The organism is Pseudonocardia broussonetiae (assembly GCF_013155125.1).
Classification (GTDB): Bacteria; Actinomycetota; Actinomycetes; order Mycobacteriales; family Pseudonocardiaceae; genus Pseudonocardia; species Pseudonocardia broussonetiae.
The window spans coordinates 510,990-531,117 of record NZ_CP053564.1 but is presented as its reverse complement, the minus strand read 5'-3'; the positions used below and the strand labels follow the sequence as shown (position 1 = coordinate 531,117).

Genomic DNA, 20,128 nt, shown 5'->3' with positions numbered 1-20,128 from the left:
CCGACGGCGCGCTGATCGACACAGCATCCTGACCCGACCTGCGGCGCCCTCTGCGCGGCGCCGCCCCGAACCCGACGGCGCCCCGGTCCTCCCGCGACCGGGGCGCCGTCGGCGTGCGCGGGGCGGGGTGCGGGACTCAGCCCGACGCGGGGGAGTCCTCGAAGATCCACGGGTTCCACTGCTGGACGATGCCCCGCAGCGGCACGTCGGCGTCGAGCTGGCAGAGGACCCCGATCGTGCCCATCGTGACGCGGTGCACGAGCAGGTACTGGGCCGGCAGGTTGAGCTCCCGGCCGGTGTTGAACTGCGGGCTGCGCAGGTCGCCGACGCGCTCGGCCTGCTTCTGCAGCCAGGCGCGGTCGAACCGGAACGACTCGGTGTGCATCGGCTCGGTGAACGGCGCGAGGTAGGCCATCGCCTCGTCGGCCGTCATCTGCGAGCCCGCCCGGACGAACCCCTCGCGGCGCAGGTGCGCCAGCAGGTCGACGGGCCGCTCGGCCAGCGCGAGCCGCAGCATCTCCGACAGCGGCCGCGGCATGCCGTCGGGCAGCCGCGCCACGGCGCCGAAGTCGATCACCATCAGGCGACCGTCGTCGAGCAGCAGGAAGTTGCCCGGGTGCGGGTCGGCGTGCAGCAGCCCGACCCGCTCGGGCGAGGCGTAGAGGAACTCCGAGAGCTGCAGCGCGGCGTGGTCGCGCTCCTCCTGCGTGCCGCGGGCGATGACGTCGGACAGCTTCCGTCCGGTGACCCACTCGCTGACCATCGCCTTCGGCGCCGACGCGACGACCTTCGGCACCAGCACCTGGGGGTCGCCGTCGTAGGCCGCGGCGAACGCGCGCTGGTTGTCGGCCTCGTCGCGGTAGTCGAGCTCCTCGGCCATCCGGTCCTGCAGCTCGCTGATCAGCGGCTTGATGTCCAGGCCGGGCAGGAACGGCTGCATGAGCCGGCTCATCCGGGACAGCTGGCGCAGGTCGGACAGCAACGCCTGCTCCGCGCCCGGGTACTGCACCTTGACCGCGACCTCGCGCCCGTCGCGCCACACCGCGCGGTGCACCTGGCCGATGCTCGCGGCCGCGGCCGGGGTGTCGTCGAACTCGGTGAACCGGCCGCGCCAGCCGCGGCCGAACTGCTCGGAGAGCATGCGGTCGACGTCGCGCGGCGGCATCGGCGGAGCCGCCGACTGCAGCTTGACCAGCGACTCGCGGAACGGCGCCGCGTACTCCTCGGGCACGGCCGCCTCGAACACGCTCAGCGCCTGGCCGAACTTCATGGCGCCGCCCTTGAGCTCGCCGAGCACCGCGAACAGCTGCTCGGCGCTCTTCTGCATCATCTGCGCGGAGATCTCGTCGCCGTCGCCCCCGGCGAGGCGGCGTCCCCAGCCGGCGGCGGCCCGGCCCGCCGCCCCCAGGGGGAGGCTGGCGAGCTTGGCGGTGCGGGCGGCGGTGCGCCGTGGGATGTCCGTCACGACTCCAGTCTCCCCCGAGGTGGACCACCCCCGCATGTCGCCCGAGCGTGGCGCGCCCCACCGCAGGGGCACCGCGGATGGCGCGACCAGTGGCGGGTGACCAGCGTCGCGGCGGCCACGTCGAGCTCCAGCACGGCGTCGAGGACGGGCGGGCGAGCGCTGGCGTCGAGCGCGGCGAGGGCCTGGGCGGTGCCCAGCGCGGCGGTGGCGACGACGCAGGCGGGGTCTGCCCGCCCCGGACGTCCGGCGAGCTGCGCGGCCACGCCGGGCCAGCCGGGGTCGCGGTCGGCGCGGTGCAGGTCGAGGCAGCGCAGGCACGCCGTGCGGCCGGGCAGGACGAGCGGCCCGACGACGCCCACGCCGTCGCGCAGCCGGACGGGCAGGTGCGCGACGCCGTCGTCGAGGAGCCGGTCGACCAGCCGCGCCGGCGGCGCCTGGGCGTCGGCGAGCACCACCAGGTCGGGCGAGAGCCGCTGCGGCGGGGGCGTGACGACGGCGTCCGGCACGAGCCGCGCCGCCGCCCGCGCAACGGCCTTGCCGCGGCGCGCGCCCCGGTCGGCGTCGAGGAGGCCGGTGCCGAGGTCGGCGCCCCCGACCACCCCGTCGGCGGCGAGGTGCACGGTGCCCACGCGCCCGTCGGCACCGCCCGGGTGCGCCTCGCCGACCGGCCCGACCGGCCCGGCCCCGACCAGCCCCGCCCCGACCAGCCCCGTGACGACGCCCGCCGCCAGCGGCCCGTCGCCGACGACGAGCACGACGTGGTGCGCCCGCCGCGCGGCCACCCGCCGCACCGCGGACGCGTCGACGACCGCGCCCGCGTCGAGCAGGGAGCCCAGCAGCGCCCGCGCCGCCGACGGGTCGGCCCCGCGCGCCGCCGCCCGCTCGACGAGCGGCCCGGGCGCGACCACCGAGCCCAGCTCGTCGAGCATCAGCGCCAGCGGCGGGTCGAGGTCGTCGGCGAGCAGCCCCGCGTCGGGGCACAGCCCGATCCGGCGGGTGCGCGCCCCGACGGGCAGCAGCGTGCGGTGCGGGGCGAGGGAGAGCAGGGGCGGCAGGTCCATGCGGCGATGGTCGCCGGATCCGCGCCCCGGCGTGCCGCCCGTCCACAGTTGATGCCCACGGCCTGTGGACAACTCGCACCGGCCCGCCCGCGGTGACCTGCGGGGACTACCCTCGGTGGCATGGCGTGGCCCACGGCCGTCGAGGTCCGGCGCAGCGACCGTCGCAAGCGGATGGTCAGCGCCCGGCGCGAGGGCGACACCGTGATCGTGTTCATCCCGGGGTGGATGAGCGAGAGCGAGGAGCGCCGCTGGGTCGACGAGATGGTGGCCCGCCTGGAGCGCAGCGAGGCCCGCCGCCGCTCGCCGGGCCGCACCGGTGACGACGCGCTGCGGCGCCGCTGCCTCGACCTCAACCGCCGCCACCTCGACGGGCTCGCCGTGCCCGCCACCGTCCGCTGGGTGCCCACGATGCGCACCCGCTGGGCCTCCTGCACGCCCGCCGACCGCACGATCCGGATCAGCGAGCGGCTCCGCGACGCGCCGGGCTGGGTCGTCGACTACGTCCTGGTCCACGAGCTCGCGCACCTGCTCGAGCCCGGCCACGACGACGCGTTCTGGGCCTGGGTGCGGCGCTACCCCCGCACCGAGCGCGCGATGGGCTACCTCGAGGGGCTGTCCGCGGCTGCCGGGCTGGGCCTGGTCGGCACCGACGGCGACGAGCCCGACACCCCGCCGGACACAGACACCGGGCCGGACACAGACACCGGGCCCACGACGCTGACCGGGCCCGACCTCGCGGCCGGGCCCGGCTGACGGCGCCTGGAGGCGGACTACGCCTCGGGGTCCTTCTTCTCGTCCTCGGCGCCGGGGTTCTCCGGGTCGGGTGCGGCGTCGGTGCCCGCGAGCTTCTCGAGCTCCGCGATCGGGTCGCCCACCTCGTCGCGCGCGACGAACGCCGCCGGGTCGTCGAGGTCGTCGGCCGACGGGATGAGGTCCGGGTGGGCCCACAGCGCGTCGCGCCCGGCGGCACCGCGCTGCTCGCCGAGCAGGCGCCACAGCTCCGCGGCCGCCCGCAGGCGCCGGGGCCGCAGCTCCAGCCCGACGACCGTGGCGAACGTCTGCTCGGCCGGCCCGCCGGACGCGCGACGGCGCCGCAGCGTCTCGCGCATCGCCTCGGCACCGGGCAGGCGGTCGCCGACGGCCTCGGCCACCACGGCGTCGACCCAGCCCTCGATGAGCGCGAGCAGCGTCTCCAGCCGCGCGAGCGCGGCCTTCTGCTCCGGCGTGGTCTCGGGCTCGAACATGCCCGAGCCCATGGCCTCCTGGATGGCCTCGGGGTTCGACGGGTCGATGCCCCGCGCCATCTCCTCGATCTTCGAGGTGTCGATCGTGATGCCCTGCGCGTACTCCTCGACGGTGCGCAGCAGCCGCTCCCTGAGCCACCCGACGTGGGCGAACAGGCGCTGGTGGGCGGCCTCGCGCGCGGCGAGGAACAGCAGGACCTCGCTGGCCGGGCGGTCGAGGTCGCGCGTCAGCTTCTCGACGTTCTCCGGCAGCAGCGCCGCGACGCGGTCGGGGCCGACCGGGATGCCGATGTCGGTGGAGGTGAGCACCTCGGCGGCGAGCTGCGCCAGGCCCTGCCCGAGCTGGCTGCCGAACGCGAGCCCGCCCATCTGGCCGAGCATCGCCATCATCGGGCCGGCCGCGGCGCGCGCCTCCTCGGGCAGCGCGTCGGTCCAGGCCGTGGACATGCGGCGCGCCACCGGGTCGCACAGGCGCTTCCACGTGGGCATGCTCGCGGTGACCCACTCGCTCGCCGACCACGCCTTCGTCGACGTGGCGCCGGCCGGGAACTCGGTGGCGGCGTCGAGCCACAGCTCGGCCAGCTTCACCGCGTCGGACACGGCGGCGCGCTGCGCCCCCGTCAGCGACGAGGTGGTGGCGGCGAGCTGCTGCGTGGCCATCTGCGCGGCGAGGTCGTAGTTGACGGGGCCGTCGCCGGTGTTCTGCGCCTGGCTGAGCATCTGCCCGAGCTGGGTGAGCATCTGGCCGAGCTGGTTGACGTCGAAACCACCGGGGCCGCCCATGCCCGGCAGGCCACCCATCCCGGGCAGCCCGCCCGGCGGCATGCCCGGCAGGTTGCCGAAGCCGAAGGGGTCGGCCGGGCCGTCACCGCGGCCGGGTTCGTCGTCGCGGCCCCGGTCGGGGTCGTTGCGGTCGGAGGGTCCGAAACCGAACGGCGGCTTGTCGCTCATGCCGACCACGGTACGCGCGCCGACCACCGTACGAGGCCCGCACACCGGGCCGAATAGGGTTCGCCCGTGAGCCGTCGCCCGCTGACCGCCGTGGCCGCCGCCCTGCTGGCGGTGTCCCTCGGCGTCATCGGCGCGACCCTGCCCGTGCCGTTCGTCGCGCTGGGCCCCGGTCCCACCCACGACACCCTCGGCGACTACGAGGGCACGCAGATCGTGCGCGTCGAGGGGCTGCCGCAGTACCCGACGACGGGGCACCTCAACATGACGACGGTGTCGGTCACCGACCGGCTGTCGCTGTTCACGACGCTGTGGTTCTGGGCGTCGGGGGAGCGGCGGGTGATCCCGCGCGAGTCGGTGTTCCCCTCCGACCGCACCGACCAGGAGATCCAGGACGAGAACGCCGCGCAGTTCGCGTCGTCGGAGTCCAACGCGGAGGCCGCCGCCGTCACCGAGCTGGGGCTGCCCGCGCGCGTGCTGGTGGCGGGCGTCGTCGCCGACTCCCCGGCGGCGGGCGTGCTGGAGGCGGGCGACGAGATCGTGTCCGTGGCGGGGCAGCCGGTGGCGTCGGCGGCGGAGGTGTCCGACCGGCTCACCGACGCGCGGCCCGGCGACACGGTCGCCATCGACTACCGGCGCGAGGGCACCGAGCAGCAGGTCGACGTCGTGCTGGGCGCGAGCCCGGACCGCGCGCAGGGCTTCCTCGGGGTGCGGCCCACCGTCGAGGCCCGCGACGGCGCCATCGACATCTCGCTGGACGGCATCGGCGGCCCGTCGGCCGGGCTGATGTTCTCCCTGGCCGTCGTCGACCGCCTCACCCCCGGTGAGCTGACGGGCGGCCGCTTCATCGCGGGCACCGGCTCGATCGACCCGAGCGGCGCGGTCGGCGCCATCGACGGCGTGCCGTTCAAGATGGCGAAGGCGAGCGAGGTGGGCGCGGAGGTGTTCCTCGTGCCCGACGCCAACTGCGCGGAGGCGGTGTCGACGGCCCCGGACGGGCTCGACCTCATCCGCGTCACGACCCTGGACGACGCCATCGACCAGCTCGACGCGTTGCGCGCAGGTCGCCCCACGGCACCGTGTTGATCACGGTCTGAGCAAAACGGACACGCCCCACGGGAACCCCACACGGTCTCCGTAGAGTTGGGACAGCAGGGCGCGCAGGCGGGCCCGCACACTGTCAAGACCCTGGAGCGTGTCTCGTGGCCATGCGGCCCCCGGTGGGAGCCCCGACGCTGACCCGCCGCACCCGGATCCTGCTCGCCGTGGCGGGCGTGCTCGTGCTGCTGCTGCTCGGCGGCTCCCGGCTGATCAACTTCTACATCGACTGGCTGTGGTTCGGCGAGGTCGGGTTCCGGGGCGTGTTCACCACGATCCTGTTCACCCGGATCGTGCAGTTCCTCGTCGGCGGCCTGCTGATCGGCGGGCTCGTCGCGCTGTCGCTGTGGATCGCCTACCGGTCCCGGCCGGTGTTCGTGCCGCTCTCGGGTCCCGAGGACCCCATCGCCCGCTACCGCACCGTGATCATCCAGCGGCTGCGCCTGTTCGCGATCGGCATCCCGGTGGCCGTCGGCGTCGTCGCCGGCCTGGCCGCGCAGGGCGACTGGCAGGTCGTGCAGCAGTTCATCAACTCCACGCCGTTCGGCATCCCCGACCCGGAGTTCGGCCTCGACGTCAGCTTCTACGTCTTCCAGCTCCCGTTCTGGCGGCTGCTGCTGAACTGGCTGTTCGTCGGCGTCGCGATCAGCTTCGTCGTCGCGCTCGTCACGCACTACATCTTCGGCGGCATCCGGCTCACCGGCCGCGGCGGCCAGGTCTCCGGCGCGGCGCGCGCCCAGCTCGCCGTGCTGGCCGGCGTGTTCGTGCTCCTCAAGGCCGTCGCCTACTGGCTCGACCGCTACGAGCTGCTGTTCTCCCAGCGCAACCCGCTGTTCAACGGCGCCACCTACACCGACCTCAACGCGGTGATGCCGGCCAAGCTGATCCTGCTGTTCATCTCGCTGATCTGCGCGGCCGCGTTCTTCGTCGCGGTGTTCCGCAACAACCTGCAGCTGCCGGCGATCGCCACCGTGCTGCTCGTGCTGTCCAGCGTGCTGGTCGGGGCGGCGTGGCCCGCGATCCTGCAGCAGTTCGTCGTCGCCCCGAACGCGCAGGCGCGCGAGGCGCAGTCGATCGAGCGAAACATCGCGGCCACCCGCGACGCCTACGGCCTCACCGACGCCACCGTCACCGAGGTGCCCTACAGCGGCGAGTCCGAGGCCACCCCGGCCGAGGTGCGCGCCGAGACCGCGACGATCCCCAACATCCGGATCCTCGACCCGGCGCAGCTCACCGACACGTTCACCCAGCTCCAGCAGCGCCGCACGTTCTACGGCTTCCCCGAGGCGCTCGACATCGACCGCTACGAGGGCGCCGACGGCACCGTCCAGGACTACGTGCTCGGCCTGCGAGAGCTCAACACCGCGGGCCTCGCGGGCAACCAGACGGACTGGATCAACCAGCAGCTCGTCTACACCCACGGCAACGGCCTCGTGGTGGCCCCGGCCAACCAGGTCAACGCGGCGCTCGACGACGCCGGCGGCGAGGGCGGCCTGCCCCGCTTCACCAGCATCGACACCACCAACTCGACGAGCGAGGCGCTGCCGGAGAGCCTGCGCGTGCAGGAGCCCCGCACGTACTACGGCGAGCTGATCCGCGGCTACTCGATCGTCGGCGCTCCCGAGGGCGCCCCGCCGGTCGAGTACGACTCGGACACCCAGCAGTACACCTACACCGGCCGGGGCGGCGTGCCGCTCGACAACATCGTCAACCGGCTGGCCTTCGCCGCGTACTACGGCGAGCGCAACATCCTGTTCAACAACTCGATCAACGAGAACTCGAAGATCATGTACGTCCGCGACCCGGCCGACCGCGTCGAGCTGGTCGCGCCGTGGCTGACCGTCGACGGCGACCCGTACCCGTCGGTCGTCGACGGGCGGATCACCTGGATCGTCGACGGCTACACCACGCTGGACAACTACCCCTACGCCGAGCGCACGCAGCTCGGTGAGGCCACCGCCGACACGCTCGCCGGCGGCCCGGGGGTGCGCCCGGAGCTCGACCGCGAGGTCAGCTACCTGCGCAACTCGGTGAAGGCCACCGTCGACGCCTACGACGGCACGGTCACGCTGTACGCGTTCGACGAGGCCGACCCCGTGCTGCAGACCTGGATGAAGACCTTCCCGGACACGGTGCAGCCCGCCTCGGCGATCACGCCGAGCCTGCGCGACCACCTGCGCTACCCGGAGGACCAGTTCAAGGTCCAGCGCGACCTGCTCACCAGCTACCACGTCGACAACCCCGGCGAGTTCTTCTCGAACGTCTCGTTCTGGGAGGTCCCCTCGGACCCGACGCCGGCCGGTGGCGGGGCGGGCGGGCTCGCCCAGCCGCCGTACTACCTGCTGGCCGGGCAGCCGGGCGGACAGGCGTCGGGCGACCCGTCGTTCCAGCTCACCAGCGCGCTGGTGTTCCAGAACCGCGACATCCTCTCGGCGTACATGTCGGCGAGCTCCGATCCGGAGACCTACGGCCAGATCACGCTGCTGCAGCTGCCACCGGACACCCAGGAGTTGGGCCCGCAGCAGGTGCAGAGCCGGTTCGTCGGCACGCCGCAGGTCAGCCAGGAGCTCGGCCTGCTCGCCCGCAACGGGCAGAGCTCGGTCATCAACGGCAACCTGCTGACGCTGCCGGTCGCCGGCGGCCTGCTCTACGTCGAGCCGGTCTACATCCAGCGCGCCAACGAGGACTCCAGCTACCCGCAGCTGGCCCGCGTCCTCGTGAGCTACAACGGGCGGGTCGGCTTCGCGCCCGACCTGGCGGGCGCGCTCGACCAGGTCTTCGGCGCCGGCGCCGCGGCCGACGTGCCGACCACCCCGGGCACCGCGCCGCCGGAGCCGGGCACCGCCGCCCCGAGCACGGGCGCCGGGGCCACCCCGGAGCTGGCGGCCGCCGCCCAGGCCATCCAGGCCGCGCTGGCCAACCTGCGCGCGGCGCAGACGAGCGGCGACTTCGCGGCCCAGGGCCAGGCCCTGGCCGCCCTGGACGCCGCGGCCCAGCAGTTCCAGGCGGCGCAGGCCGCCGCGGGCGGCTGACGCCCCGCTGAGACGCAGGTCTCGATCACGCCGCGACCCCCGCCGACCACCCGGTCGACGGGGGTCGCGGCGTCGGTGGGCCCCTGACCTGCGGCGACGTGTACCGCACCCCCGCTGCGAACACGTGTCGGGGACGTGTACAGTCGTAGACACAAGAGAACAACAGCGGCGCGGGGTGGAGCAGCTCGGTAGCTCGCTGGGCTCATAACCCAGAGGTCGTAGGTTCGAATCCTACCCCCGCTACTAGACGCAACGGCCCTCCAGGAGATCTCCTGGAGGGCCGTTCCCGTGTTCGTGCTCGCCGTGCGGCCTGCACCCCCGGACCAATTCCCTGCACTCCGCGACGTATCCGAGCCTGCCGCACCCTCGACAGGATCAGGTCACTCGCCCGGCTCGTCCGGAGCCCGGCTGCCTCGTCGACGACGAACAGGGAGCGACCGTGCGGAAGAACGTGGAGTTCGGCACCGAGGACGGAACGGTCCTGCGGGGATGGTGGTACGCGGGAGAGGGCTCGGACTCCCGCCCGGGCATCGTCATGGCCCACGGGTTCTCGGCCACCAAGGAGATGTTCCTCGACGACTTCGCCGAGCTGTTCCACGGGGCCGGGTTCGACGTCCTGGTCTACGACAACCGCAACCTCGGGGAGTCCGACTCGCCGCTGCCGGGCGAGATCGACCCGTGGCAGCAGGTGCACGACTACCGCGACGCGATCACCTGGTTCTCCCAGCAGGGCGGGGTCGACGCCGACCGCATCGGCGTCTGGGGGTCCAGCTACTCGGGCGCCCACGTCCTCGTCGTCGCCGCGATCGACCGGCGGGTCCGCTGCGTCGTCTCGCAGGTCCCGCTGGTCACCGGGCTGGAGAACGCCCGCAGGCTCGTCCGCTCCGACCACTGGGACGGGCTCCGCGCGGCGTTCGACGCCGACCGCCGCGCACGCCTGGCGGGCGAGCCGCCGGCGATGATCCCGGTCGCGTTCGAGAACACGCCGGACGAGCCGTGCGCGCTGCCCACCCAGGACACCCACGACTTCTTCTTCGGGCCGATCCGGGAACGCGCCACGACCTGGCGCAACGAGGTCACGCTGCGCTCGGTCGAGCTGTTCACCGAGTACGAGCCGCAGGCCTACGTACCGCGGATCAGCCCGACCCCGCTGTTCATGGTCGTCGCGACCGGCGACGTGCTGACGCCGTGCGACCTCGCCCTCTCCGCCTACGAGAAGGCCCTGGAGCCCAAGCGGCTCCTCACGCTCCCGGGCGGCCACTTCGACGCCTACGTCGACGAGGCGTTCGCGGTCAGCGGCCCGGCCCAGCTGCAGTGGTTCACCGAGCACCTGCTGAAGTAGGTACGGCAGTCGGCGGCTCGTCTCCCCGCCGCGGCTCGAGTACGTTGCGGGACGTCCGGCGGGCGGCCCGAGCCCTCCCGGGAGGAGCGCGATGACGCAGCGGATCGAGGAAGCCCCCACGTCCGGCTCGTCGTCCTCCGAGCAGTGGGCCGACATCGTCAGCCGGTGGCACGACGGCTGGCGGGTCCACCCCGACGGCGCGTGGGAGAGCGGGTACCTCGGCTCCTACCGGCTCGGCGAGGTCACCGTCGTCGGATGCCGTACGGGGCGCTGCACGGGCTTCCGGGTCGCCGACCGCGACGGGACCGAGCGGGGCAGCACCGACGTGGGGGTGCTCGTCCTGCACTCGGGCCGCGAGAGCGTCGAGTGCGGCGGGCGCAGCCTGCTGCTCTCCGCGGGCGAGGCCGTCATCTGGGACACCCGGGCGAGCGGCCGGTTCGCCGTGGACGAGCACGTCGACAAGAGCACCGTGTTCCTCCCCAGGGCCGTCGTGGAGTCCTGGGTGCCGAACCTGGAGCACCTGCTCAACCGGGGGCCGGTCCCCGCCGCGTCGACGACGGTGCTGCGGGGGCTGCTCCGGGGCCTCGCGGAGACCCCGGACGCCGCGCTGCAGCGCCACAGCGCGGGCGTGCTGGCCTCGGCGCTGAAGGAGACGGCGTTCCTGACCTTCAGCGGCCTCGTCCCCGACCACACGCAGGTCGCCGGGCGGCTCTGGCACGCGCTGACCCGCTCCGTCGAGGACCGGCTGCCGGCAGCGCCGACCGCGGAGGAGCTGGCGGCGGAGCTGTCGGTGTCCGTGCGCACCGTGTACCAGGTCTTCGCCGACAACGGCACCACGGTGCGTTCCTACGTCCGGCAACGGCGGCTCGCCCGTGCCCGCGAGGAACTGCTCGACCGCCGCCGTGACGACACCGTCGCCACGACGGCCCGGCGGTGGGGCTTCGTCGACCAGTCGACGTTCACGAAGGCGTTCCGGCGCCAGTTCGGACGCACCCCGAGCGACGTGAAGAGATCGTCCGCATCCGCCTGAGTCCGCCCGCACAGGCCTCCCACCTGCACCGGAGTGGCTGCTACGCCGTTGTCGCACACCGGGTGCGGCGCCTACGGTCCGGGCGGGCCCCGCGATCGCGCGGTGCACCGCACCGCGGGAGGGCGTCATGACGGACCCGGGCGAGCACGGGCACGGCCACGGGCACGGCCACGACCACGGCCACGACCACGGCCACGGCCACGGACGCGGCAGGGAGCGCCGGAGCCTGCTGGCGGCTCTGCGGCACGCCGTCGTCCCGCACTCGCACGACGCGAGCGAGGCGATCCAGTCCGCGGAGCAGGCGCGCGGCCACGGGATCCGGGCCGCGTGGATCGGGCTGGCCGGGATGCTGGCCACCGCGGCCGTGCAGATGGTCATCGTGGCCGCGTCGGGCTCGGTCGCGCTGCTCGCCGACACGCTGCACAACCTCGGGCACGCCGTCACCACCATCCCCCTGGTGATCGCGTTCCGGGTGGGGCGCCGCGCGGCCACCGAGCAGTTCAGCTACGGCTACCGGCGGGCGGAGGACCTCGTCGGGCTGTTGATCGGGCTGGTCATCGCGCTGTCGGCCGTCCTGATCATCTGGCAGTCGGTGAGGTCGCTCGTGGACCCGCAGCCGTTGACGAACCTGGGCTGGGTGCTCGCCGCCGGGGTGGTCGGGTTCCTGGGCAACGAGGCGGTGGCGGTCTACCGGATCGCCGCGGGCCGGCGGATCGGTTCGGCCGCGCTCGTCGCCGAGGGGCAGCACGCGCGCGTCGACGGGATCACCTCGATCGCCGTCGTCGCCGGGGTGCTCGGGGTGTGGCTGGGGTTCCCGCAGGCCGACGCGGTGGTGGGTCTGCTGATCGGCGTGGTCGTCGTCGGGATCCTGGTCAGCTCGATGCGCACGGTGGGCAGGCGGTTGATGGACGGCGTCGAGCCCGGGCTGGTCGCGGCGATGACCGCGGTGGCGGCCGCGCAGGACGGGGTGCGCGGGGTGGACCAGGTGCGGGTGCGCTGGGTGGGGCACCGGCTGGAGGGCGACGCCGACATCGCGGTGGACGGCGATCTCACGGTGGCGCAGGGCCACGTGGTCGCCGAGCGCGTCGAGCACGCCCTGCTGCACGGCACGGCGCACCTGGAGGCGATGTCGGTGCACCTGCACCCCGCCGTCGGGAGCGGGTCGCTCGGCGACCTGCACGAGCTGACCGGCCACCACGCCACCGAGGAGGCGCGGCAGGAGTACCTGCGCCGCGTGCACGCGGCGGGCTGACACCGGCCCGCGCTCAGGGAGGACCCAGCCGGCGCCCGAGGCCGCGGGCCGCGACCTGCAGGACCTCCAGGAAGCGGCGGCGGTGCCGGCCGACCCCGGGGTCGACGATCCCGAGGGCGGCCACGACGTCGGGGGTCCCGTCGGCCGGCGCACGGCTGACGGGGACGGCGACCGACGACATGCCCAGGACCAGCTCCTCGTGGGTGGTGGCGTGGCCCTGCTCGCGGACGCGGCGCAGCTGGTCGCGCAGCCGTCCGGGGTGGACCACGGTGTGCGGCGTCCAGCGCTGCAGGTGACCGCCGAGCACCCGCTCCTGCACGCCGTCGGGGGCGTGGGCCAGCAGGACCTTGCCCGCCCCCGTGGCGTGCAGGGGCAGCAGGCTGCCGGCCCGGCTGACGACCGGCAGCGCCGTGTGGCCCGACACCCGCTCCAGGTACAGGGCGTCGGTGTCCTGCCGCACGACGAGGTGCACGGTGGCCCGGGTGGTGGCGTGGACGTCGTGCAGGAACGGTGCCGCGACGTCCCGCAGCCCGGTCTGCACCGGGGCGAGCAGCCCGAGCGACCAGATCCTCCCGCCGACGCCCCACCGGTCGCCGCGGCGGGCGACGACGTCGTGGTCGGCGAGCTCGACGAGCAGCCGGTGCGTCGTGGACAGCGGCAGGTCGGCCCGGCGCGCGATCTGCGAGGCGGTCAGCTCCCTGTGGGCCTGGTCGAAGGCGCCCAGGACGGCGACCGCGCGCGACAGGACCGACCGGCCCGCCTCGTGCGCCCCACCCGCCACCGGAACGGCCTCCCACTCAGTGAGAGGACAGCGTGGACCGTCGGGTGCGGCGCTGTCTACGTTCCCGGCCATGACCACGCCCGCCGCAGCGCCCGCACCGACGACCGAGGGGGCGCCGTCGCCCGGCCGGGGACGGCAGCTGCCGCAGCACGTCCGGATCGGGTCGGTGTGGGTCAGCCTGATGGAGCCCGAGGACGGCCACGACGCGGCGTTCAACCGCTGGTACGGCGACGACCACTTCTACGCGGGCGGGATGAGTCTGGCGTGGATCTTCGCCGGGCGGCGGTGGGTGTGCACCCGGGAGCTGCAGGATCTGCGGTACGCCCGGGAGGGGACGTCGTTCCGGCCGGTCGACGCCGGGCGGTTCCTGCACCTGAACTTCTTCAGCGAGGGCCACGTCGACGAGGCGGCACCGGTGCTGGGGGAGACCATCGCCCGGCTGGCCGGTGAGGGGCGCATGTACGTCGACTCCATCCCGCGCCGGCACGTGTTCAGCCGCCTGCAGCCCTACGCCGGTGTCGTGTACGACGACCCGGACGGCGACGGGCCGCTGGACGTCCACGCCCTCGACTTCCCGTTCACGGGGGTGGTCGTGCAGGTGCTGCAGACGCGTGAGGGGCACGACCGGGACGAGCTCGTCCGGTGGCTCCGGGAGGACTTCGTCCCCGCGCGGCTGCCCGCGGCCCGGGCGGCGATGTGCCTGATCAGCCTGGACGCCGACCTGCCCGACTCGGTGGCGCAGAAGACGTCGCGGGTGCCCAGCGCGTACGGCGACGCGGCCGCCCGGCGGCTGACCCTGCTGTGGTTCGTGGCCGACGACGTGCGCGAGGGCTGGCAGGACCGATTCGCCCCGCACGCCGACGCACTGGCCGCGGGAGGCCTGGGTGACCTGGAGTTCGCCGGCCCGTTCGTCCCGCTGGAGCCCGGCACGAACCGGTACGTCGACGACCTGCGGTAGTCGGGTTCACCGAGCGTTCACTTGCCGCCTCGTTCGACCGCGATCAAGATAGACAGGTGTCGAACCAAGAGGTGCAGTTGTGCTCGTCGGTGCGGACGCGCGCGCCGCTGACCGCCGACGAGGCGGGGGAGCTGGCGTCGGCGTTCAAGGCGCTGGGCGACCCGGTGCGGCTGCGGCTGCTGTCGCTGATCGCCGCGCACGAGGGCGGCGAGGCGTGCGTGTGCGACCTGACCGGCTCCTTCGAGCTGACCGGCCCGACCATCAGCCACCACCTCAAGGTCCTGCGCGAGGCCGGGCTGGTCGTCGGTGAGCGGCGCGCCACGTGGATCTACTACCGGGTCGTGCCCGACCGCATCCGGCTGCTCTCCGACGTCCTCGTCCCGTCCGGCGCCGGGGTGACCGCGTGACCGCCGCTCCCGAGGCCGACGCCCCGGTCGTCGCCCGGCTCTCCACGCTCGACCGGTTCCTGCCGGTCTGGATCGTCGCCGCGATGGTCGTCGGCCTCGTCGCGGGGCGGCTGGTGCCCGGCCTGGGTGCCGCGCTGGGTGCGGTCGCGATCGAGGGCGTCTCGCTGCCGATCGCGGTCGGGCTGCTGGTGATGATGTACCCGGTGCTGGCCAAGGTCCGCTACGACCGCCTCGACACCGTCACCGGCGACCGCCGCCTGCTCGGCGCGTCCCTGGTCCTGAACTGGGTGCTCGGCCCGGCCCTGATGTTCGCCCTGGCCTGGCTGATGCTGCCCGACCTGCCCGAGTACCGCACCGGCCTGATCATCGTGGGGCTCGCCCGCTGCATCGCGATGGTGATCATCTGGAACGACCTGGCGTGCGGCGACCGCGAGGCCGCTGCGGTGCTGGTCGCGATCAACTCCGTGTTCCAGGTGTTCGCCTTCGCGGTGCTCGGCTGGTTCTACCTGACGGTCCTGCCCGGGTGGCTGGGCCTGCCCCAGGCCGATCTGGACGTCTCGCCCTGGCAGATCGCGGTGTCGGTGCTGATCTTCCTGGGCGTGCCGCTCGTGGCCGGCTACCTGAGTCGACGGCTGGGGGAGCGGGCGAAGGGCCGGGACTGGTACGAGTCGCGGTTCCTGCCCGTGATCGGCCCGTTCGCGCTCTACGGGCTGCTGTTCACCATCGTCGTGCTGTTCGCGCTGCAGGGCGACGCCATCACCTCGCGCCCGCTCGACGTCGCCCGGATCGCGCTGCCGCTGCTGGTCTACTTCGCCGTCATGTGGGCCGGGTCCTACGCCCTCGGGAAGGCGATCGGGCTGGGCTACGAGCGCACGACGACGCTCGCGTTCACCGCGGCGGGCAACAACTTCGAGCTCGCCATCGCGGTCGCGATCGCCACGTTCGGCGTCACCTCGGGCCAGGCGCTGGCCGGGGTGGTGGGGCCGCTGATCGAGGTGCCCGTCCTCGTCGGCCTGGTCTACGTCTCCCTGGCGCTGCGCCGCCGCTGGCGCACCGGCGCCGCCCACTCCACGAACGGAGCGTCCCGATGACCGACGAGCCGACGACCGTCCCCGAGGTGCTGTTCGTCTGCGTGCACAACGCCGGCCGCTCCCAGATGGCCGCCGCGCTGCTCGCGCACCACGCCGCCGGCGCCGTCCGGGTCTCCTCCGCCGGGTCCGCGCCCGCGGACACGATCAACCCGGCCGTGCGGGAGGTGATGGCCGAGATCGGGCTGGACCTGTCGCGGGAGGTCCCGAAGAAGCTGTCGACCGACGCCGTCGAGGCCGCCGACGTCGTGATCACCATGGGTTGCGGCGACGCCTGCCCGGTCTTCCCCGGCAAGCGCTACCTGGACTGGGAGCTCACCGACCCCGCCGGGAAGGCCCTCGAGGACGTCCGCCCGATCCGCGACGACATCGACGCCCGGGTGCGGAACCTGCTGCGCGAGCTCGTTCCGCCGGGGGAGTAGGCGGCGGTCAGGCCGCGGCCCGCGGGACGCTCCCCGCGGCGAGGACGGCCGCCGCGGCGGCGACGACGGCGAGCAGGGCGAACAGCGGCGGGTAGCCCCCCAGCGCGGTGGCCAGGAGGGCCCCGGCCCAGGGGGACAGCGCGGTCGCGACCATCGCCGGCGCGGTGAGGAGGCCGCCGAGCCGGCCGTAGTGGGCCGACCCCCAGCGGTCGCTGATCGCGGTGGCCTGCAGGAGCGTGAAGACCCCGCGCGCCGCTCCGGCGAGCACCGCCACGGCGACGAGGGCGGCGGTCGGGCCCGGCAGCGCGCCCAGCAGGGCGGTGGCGGCGGCGGTCGTCGCGAGGACCGCGACGCCGCGGGTGCGGACACCGGTCGTGCGGTCGAGCAGCCGGTAGCCGAGGCGGCCGAGCACCTGTCCGGCGCCGCCCAGGCCCAGCGCCCAGGCCGCGGTGGTGGTGGAGAGCCCGCGTTCGACGAGCAGCGGCACCTGGTTGACCACCACGGCGAACGAGGCGAAGGAGCCGAGCCCGATCGCGACCACGAGGAGCACGAACGGGCGGCTGCGGGCGATCGCGCCGGGACCGGCGTGGTGCTCCTCCGCAGCGGGGGGCTCCGGCCAGCGGCCGCGCAGCCCGAACAGGTGCGCGGGGATCGTGACCACGCCGAGGACGACGGCGAGGACCAGGTAGGTGCGCCGCCAGTCGGACGCCTCGGCCAGCGCGGCGGTGACCGGGGCGAAGATCGTGCTGGCGAAGCCGGCGACCAGGGTGAGACCGGTCAGGGCCGCCACCCGCCGGGGCCCCCACCAGCGGGTCAGCGCCGCGAACGCCGGCTGGTAGAGCACGCCGGCCATCGCCACGCCGGCCAGCGCCCAGGACGCGACGAACCACGCGGCCGTGGGCGCCGTCGCGATCCCGACCACGGCGGGCACGGCCAGGACCGACCCGCCGGTCATGACCGGCCGCGGCCCCCACCGGTCCAGCCACCGCCCCGCGGGGACGCCGGCGACGGCGGAGACGACCAGGCCGAGGGAGAAGGCCCCGGTGACGGTGCTGATCGACCAGCCGGTGTCCGCGGCGATGCCGGGCGCCAGCACCGGGAGCGCGTAGTACAGCACCCCCCAGCTGGTCACCTCCGTGATGCACAGGACGACCAGCACGCGGCGGAGCCCGGCCTCCGACAGCACGCCGGGCCCCGTCGCCTCGGTGCTCGTGGACGGCACCGGTCCGTCAGCCGCCGGCACCGGGGCGGGACCCGGTCGACACCGGCTCGGCGGGCCCGCAGCAGCCGGCCGCGCCGGCGTCGGCGGGCGCGTCGACGAGGCCGGCCCCTCCGCAGACCCCCGTCTCGGGCAGTGCCAGCTCCACGCGATCGGCCGCCTCCCGGTCGCCGGCGATCGCGGCGACCACCGACCGGGTCTGCTCGTAGCCGGTCAGGGCGAGGAACGTCGGCGCGCGGCCGTAGCTCTTCATCCCGACGAGGTACAGGCCGGGCTCGGGCTGGGCCAGCTCGCGGGCACCGTGCGGGTACACGGTGCCGCAGGAGTGGACGTTCGGGTCGATCAGCGGGGCGAGCTCGCGCGGCGCCTGCAGCACCGGGTCGAGGTCGAGGCGCGCCTCGGCGAGCCAGCCCAGGTCCGGGCGGAAGCCGGTGAGGGCGACGACCTCGTCGACGGGGTCGAGGCCACGGCCGTCGAAGGACCCCAGCAGGAGGCGCCCGTCGTCGGAGACGTCGACGGAGGCGGTGCGGAACCCGGTGACGACCGAGACGCTTCCGGCCCGGACGGCCTCGGCCGCGCGCAGGCCCAGCGCGCCGCGGGCGGGGAGCTGGTCGGCCTCGCCGCCGCCGAAGGCGTTGCCGATGGCGCCGCGGCGCAGCAGCCACTGCACGTGCGTGCCCGGGTGCTGCTCGGCGAGCCCGGCGAACGCGACGAGCGCGGTCAGCGCCGAGTGCCCGCTGCCCGCGAGCGCGATCCGCCGGCCCGCGTACCGGGTGCGCACGGCCGGGTCGGTCAGGTCGGGGACGCGGTAGGCGATGCGGTCGGCCGCGGTCCCCTCGCCCAGCGCCGGGAGGCCGTCGCCGCCGAGCGGGCCGGGCGCGGACCAGGTACCGGAGGCGTCGACCACGGCTCGCGCCCCGATGCGCTCCTCGCCCCGCGCGGTCTCGACGCGGACGCTGAGGGGCTCGGTGTTGCGGGCCTGGTCGACGAGCCGGTCCCAGCCACGGCGCGACACCCCGACCACGCGGGCGCCGTAGCGCACCCGGTCGCCGAGCGCGTCGGCCAGGGGCTGCAGGTAGGACTCCGCCCACTCCGCGCCGGTCGGGTGCGCCTCCGCGTCGGGGAACCGCCACCCCGTGGGCGCCAGCAGCTTCTCCGCCGCCGGTGCCACCAGCTCGGCCCACCGGGAGAACAGCCGCACGTGGTGCCACTCCCGCACACCCGTGCCCGCCGACGGCCCGGCCTCGAGCACGACCACGGGCAGGCCCCGGTCGACCGCCTGCGCGGCCGCGGCCAACCCGGCCGGTCCGGCCCCGACGACGACCACGGGCAGCTCGTCCACGTCCATGCCGACTCCTTCATCGATGACTCTCGATCCAGTGCGGCGGACTGTATCGACGCGGATCGATTGACGCAACCATCGATCGTGGCCGATACTCGAGGCATGACGACGACGACGGTCCGGTCGGGCGGCAGCGCGGCACGGGGCGTGCGCGGGGAGGCGCCGGACGGCGCGGGTGCCGTCCAGCTGGCCCCGGCCGACGCGAGCACCTACGCGGAGTGGTTCGCGTGCCTGGCCGAGCCGATGCGCGTGCGGCTGCTGCACGCCGTGGCCGTCGCGGGCCGGGCGGTCACGGTGGGGGAGCTGACCGAGCGGCTCGGCGTCAGCCAGTCGACGTGCTCGCACCACGTGCGCAAGCTCGCCGACGTCGGCTTCGTGCACCTGCGCAAGGACCGCACCGCGACGCTGGTGACGATCAACCCGGCCTGCTGCACCGGCCTGCCCCACGCCGCCGACGCCGTCATGGGGATGCTCGCGCCGCGCCCCTGCTGCCCCGAGGACCTCCCCGTCGACGTCACCGTGCGGGCGCTCGGACCCGACGACTGGGACGCGGTCCGCCGCGTCTACGCCGAGGGCATCGCCACCGGCGACGCGACCTTCGAGACCGAGGTGCCCGATCACCGCGTCCTCGATGAGGGCTGGCTGCCCGGGCACCGGTGGGTCGCGGAGATCGACGGCCGGGTCGTGGGCTTCGCCGCCGCGCGGGCCGTCTCCGCCCGGCCCGTCTACTCCGGCGTGGCGGAGACGTCGGTCTACGTGGGCGACGGCGTCCGCGGCCGCGGCGTCGGCAAGGCGCTCGTCCACCGGCAGGTCACCGCCGCCGACGACGCCGGGCTCTGGACGCTGCAGACCAGCATCTTCCCCGAGAACCGCGCCAGCCTCGCCCTGCACCACTCCGCCGGCTTCCGCACCCTCGGCCTACGCGAGCGCATCGGCCGCCACCACGGGGTGTGGCGCGACACGGTGTACCTCGAGCGGCGCCGCGCCGACGACTAGCGACCGTCGATGGCCCCGTCCCCGTCCTGCCAGGTCGGCAGCGCGAGGACGTCGTCCATGCGGCGCAGCTCGTTGCGGTGCAGCGCGCTGAGCCGGCCCAGGATCCGCTCGCCCTCGCCACTGAGCAGCACCCGCACCGAGCGGGCGTCGTCGGGGTGCGGTGAGCGCTCCACGAGCCCCTGGCCCTGCGCCCGGTCGACGAGCTCGACGACGCTGTGGTGGCGCAGCTGGAGACGCTCGGCCAGCTCCCGCACCGTCGCCCAGTCGCGCCCGGGGAAGCCCTTGAGCGCGAGCATCAGCTGGTAGTGCTGCGGGGTCACGCCGTGGCTGCGCACCGTCTCCTCGCTGAAGCGCAGGTAGCGGCGGATGCCGAAGCGGAACCGGGCCAGCGCCTCGAAGTCGCGCTTGGTCAGCTCTCCCTCGGCCACCCCTGGACCCTATCG

The 20,128-nt window shown here is 74.6% G+C and carries 18 protein-coding genes and 1 tRNA gene; 12 read left to right on the top strand and 7 right to left on the bottom strand.

Annotated elements, in window-relative coordinates:
• Positions 1–136: 136 nt before the first annotated feature.
• Complete coding sequence (locus HOP40_RS02625; protein WP_240157473.1) at positions 137–1,465, bottom strand: ABC1 kinase family protein; 1,329 nt, start codon at positions 1,463–1,465, stop codon at positions 137–139.
• On the bottom strand, positions 1,462–2,526 hold the full coding sequence (locus HOP40_RS02620) for a TOMM precursor leader peptide-binding protein (RefSeq protein ID WP_172154296.1): 1,065 nt from the start codon (positions 2,524–2,526) through the stop codon (positions 1,462–1,464). Before HOP40_RS02620 ends, HOP40_RS02625 begins: the two co-directional genes overlap by 4 nt.
• A gap of 120 nt (positions 2,527–2,646) precedes the next feature.
• Between HOP40_RS02620 and HOP40_RS02615 the strand changes: the two genes are divergently transcribed.
• Positions 2,647–3,279, top strand: coding sequence for a M48 metallopeptidase family protein (locus tag HOP40_RS02615; RefSeq protein ID WP_172154294.1), 633 nt, complete (start codon positions 2,647–2,649; stop codon positions 3,277–3,279).
• 17 nt (positions 3,280–3,296) lie between these two features.
• Here the strand turns inward: HOP40_RS02615 and HOP40_RS02610 are convergent, their stop codons facing one another.
• Positions 3,297–4,721, bottom strand: coding sequence for a zinc-dependent metalloprotease (locus tag HOP40_RS02610; RefSeq protein WP_172154292.1), 1,425 nt, complete (start codon positions 4,719–4,721; stop codon positions 3,297–3,299).
• A gap of 66 nt (positions 4,722–4,787) precedes the next feature.
• Between HOP40_RS02610 and HOP40_RS02605 the strand changes: the two genes are divergently transcribed.
• From HOP40_RS02605 to HOP40_RS02580, 6 genes are all read left to right on the top strand, one after another.
• Positions 4,788–5,804, top strand: a complete 1,017-nt coding sequence (locus tag HOP40_RS02605; RefSeq protein ID WP_172154290.1) for a YlbL family protein — start codon at positions 4,788–4,790, stop codon at positions 5,802–5,804.
• A gap of 122 nt (positions 5,805–5,926) precedes the next feature.
• Positions 5,927–8,848 carry a UPF0182 family protein gene (locus HOP40_RS02600; RefSeq protein WP_172167708.1) on the top strand — a complete coding sequence of 974 codons (2,922 nt, stop codon included), beginning with the start codon at positions 5,927–5,929 and terminating at the stop codon, positions 8,846–8,848.
• Positions 8,849–9,017: 169 nt separating this feature from the next.
• Positions 9,018–9,091, top strand: a tRNA-Met gene (locus HOP40_RS02595).
• Between the two features lie 196 nt (positions 9,092–9,287).
• Complete coding sequence (locus tag HOP40_RS02590; RefSeq protein WP_172154288.1) at positions 9,288–10,190, top strand: alpha/beta hydrolase; 903 nt, start codon at positions 9,288–9,290, stop codon at positions 10,188–10,190.
• Between the two features lie 91 nt (positions 10,191–10,281).
• Entirely contained in the window at positions 10,282–11,220 is a 939-nt protein-coding gene (locus tag HOP40_RS02585) for an AraC family transcriptional regulator (RefSeq protein WP_172154286.1), read from the top strand.
• Between the two features lie 127 nt (positions 11,221–11,347).
• Complete coding sequence (locus HOP40_RS02580; RefSeq protein WP_172154284.1) at positions 11,348–12,472, top strand: cation diffusion facilitator family transporter; 1,125 nt, start codon at positions 11,348–11,350, stop codon at positions 12,470–12,472.
• 13 nt (positions 12,473–12,485) lie between these two features.
• On the opposite strand, the gene HOP40_RS02575 is transcribed toward HOP40_RS02580, so the two are convergent.
• Positions 12,486–13,253, bottom strand: a complete 768-nt coding sequence (locus HOP40_RS02575; RefSeq protein ID WP_172154282.1) for an IclR family transcriptional regulator — start codon at positions 13,251–13,253, stop codon at positions 12,486–12,488.
• A gap of 70 nt (positions 13,254–13,323) precedes the next feature.
• Here HOP40_RS02575 and HOP40_RS02570 point away from each other — a divergent pair, with 70 nt between their 5' ends.
• Genes HOP40_RS02570 through HOP40_RS02555 form a run of 4 tightly spaced genes read left to right on the top strand, consistent with a single transcriptional unit; the run spans position 13,324 to position 16,128 of the window.
• Positions 13,324–14,211 (top strand): hypothetical protein, encoded by an 888-nt coding sequence (locus HOP40_RS02570; RefSeq protein ID WP_172154280.1) that lies wholly within the window; start codon positions 13,324–13,326, stop codon positions 14,209–14,211.
• 56 nt (positions 14,212–14,267) lie between these two features.
• Positions 14,268–14,618 carry an ArsR/SmtB family transcription factor gene (locus HOP40_RS02565; RefSeq protein WP_172154278.1) on the top strand — a complete coding sequence of 117 codons (351 nt, stop codon included), beginning with the start codon at positions 14,268–14,270 and terminating at the stop codon, positions 14,616–14,618.
• Entirely contained in the window at positions 14,615–15,709 is a 1,095-nt protein-coding gene (gene arsB, locus HOP40_RS02560) for an ACR3 family arsenite efflux transporter (RefSeq protein ID WP_172154276.1), read from the top strand. The genes HOP40_RS02565 and arsB overlap by 4 nt, the downstream gene beginning before the upstream one ends.
• Positions 15,706–16,128, top strand: coding sequence for an arsenate reductase ArsC (locus HOP40_RS02555; RefSeq protein WP_172154274.1), 423 nt, complete (start codon positions 15,706–15,708; stop codon positions 16,126–16,128). The genes arsB and HOP40_RS02555 overlap by 4 nt, the downstream gene beginning before the upstream one ends.
• A 7-nt stretch (positions 16,129–16,135) precedes the next feature.
• Here HOP40_RS02555 and HOP40_RS02550 read toward each other — a convergent pair whose 3' ends face one another.
• A complete protein-coding gene (locus HOP40_RS02550; protein ID WP_240157472.1) occupies positions 16,136–17,350 on the bottom strand; it encodes an MFS transporter in 1,215 nt (404 codons plus the stop codon).
• A 7-nt stretch (positions 17,351–17,357) separates the two neighbouring features.
• Positions 17,358–18,689 carry an NAD(P)-binding domain-containing protein gene (locus tag HOP40_RS02545; RefSeq protein ID WP_205347231.1) on the bottom strand — a complete coding sequence of 444 codons (1,332 nt, stop codon included), beginning with the start codon at positions 18,687–18,689 and terminating at the stop codon, positions 17,358–17,360.
• A 102-nt stretch (positions 18,690–18,791) separates the two neighbouring features.
• Between HOP40_RS02545 and HOP40_RS02540 the strand changes: the two genes are divergently transcribed.
• On the top strand, positions 18,792–19,685 hold the full coding sequence (locus HOP40_RS02540) for a helix-turn-helix domain-containing GNAT family N-acetyltransferase (protein WP_172154270.1): 894 nt from the start codon (positions 18,792–18,794) through the stop codon (positions 19,683–19,685).
• On the opposite strand, the gene HOP40_RS02535 is transcribed toward HOP40_RS02540, so the two are convergent.
• Positions 19,682–20,113: a MarR family winged helix-turn-helix transcriptional regulator gene (locus tag HOP40_RS02535; protein WP_172154268.1), complete on the bottom strand. Its 432-nt coding sequence runs from the start codon at positions 20,111–20,113 to the stop codon at positions 19,682–19,684. The two genes, HOP40_RS02540 and HOP40_RS02535, sit on opposite strands and share 4 nt — an antisense overlap.
• Positions 20,114–20,128: the final 15 nt, after the last annotated feature.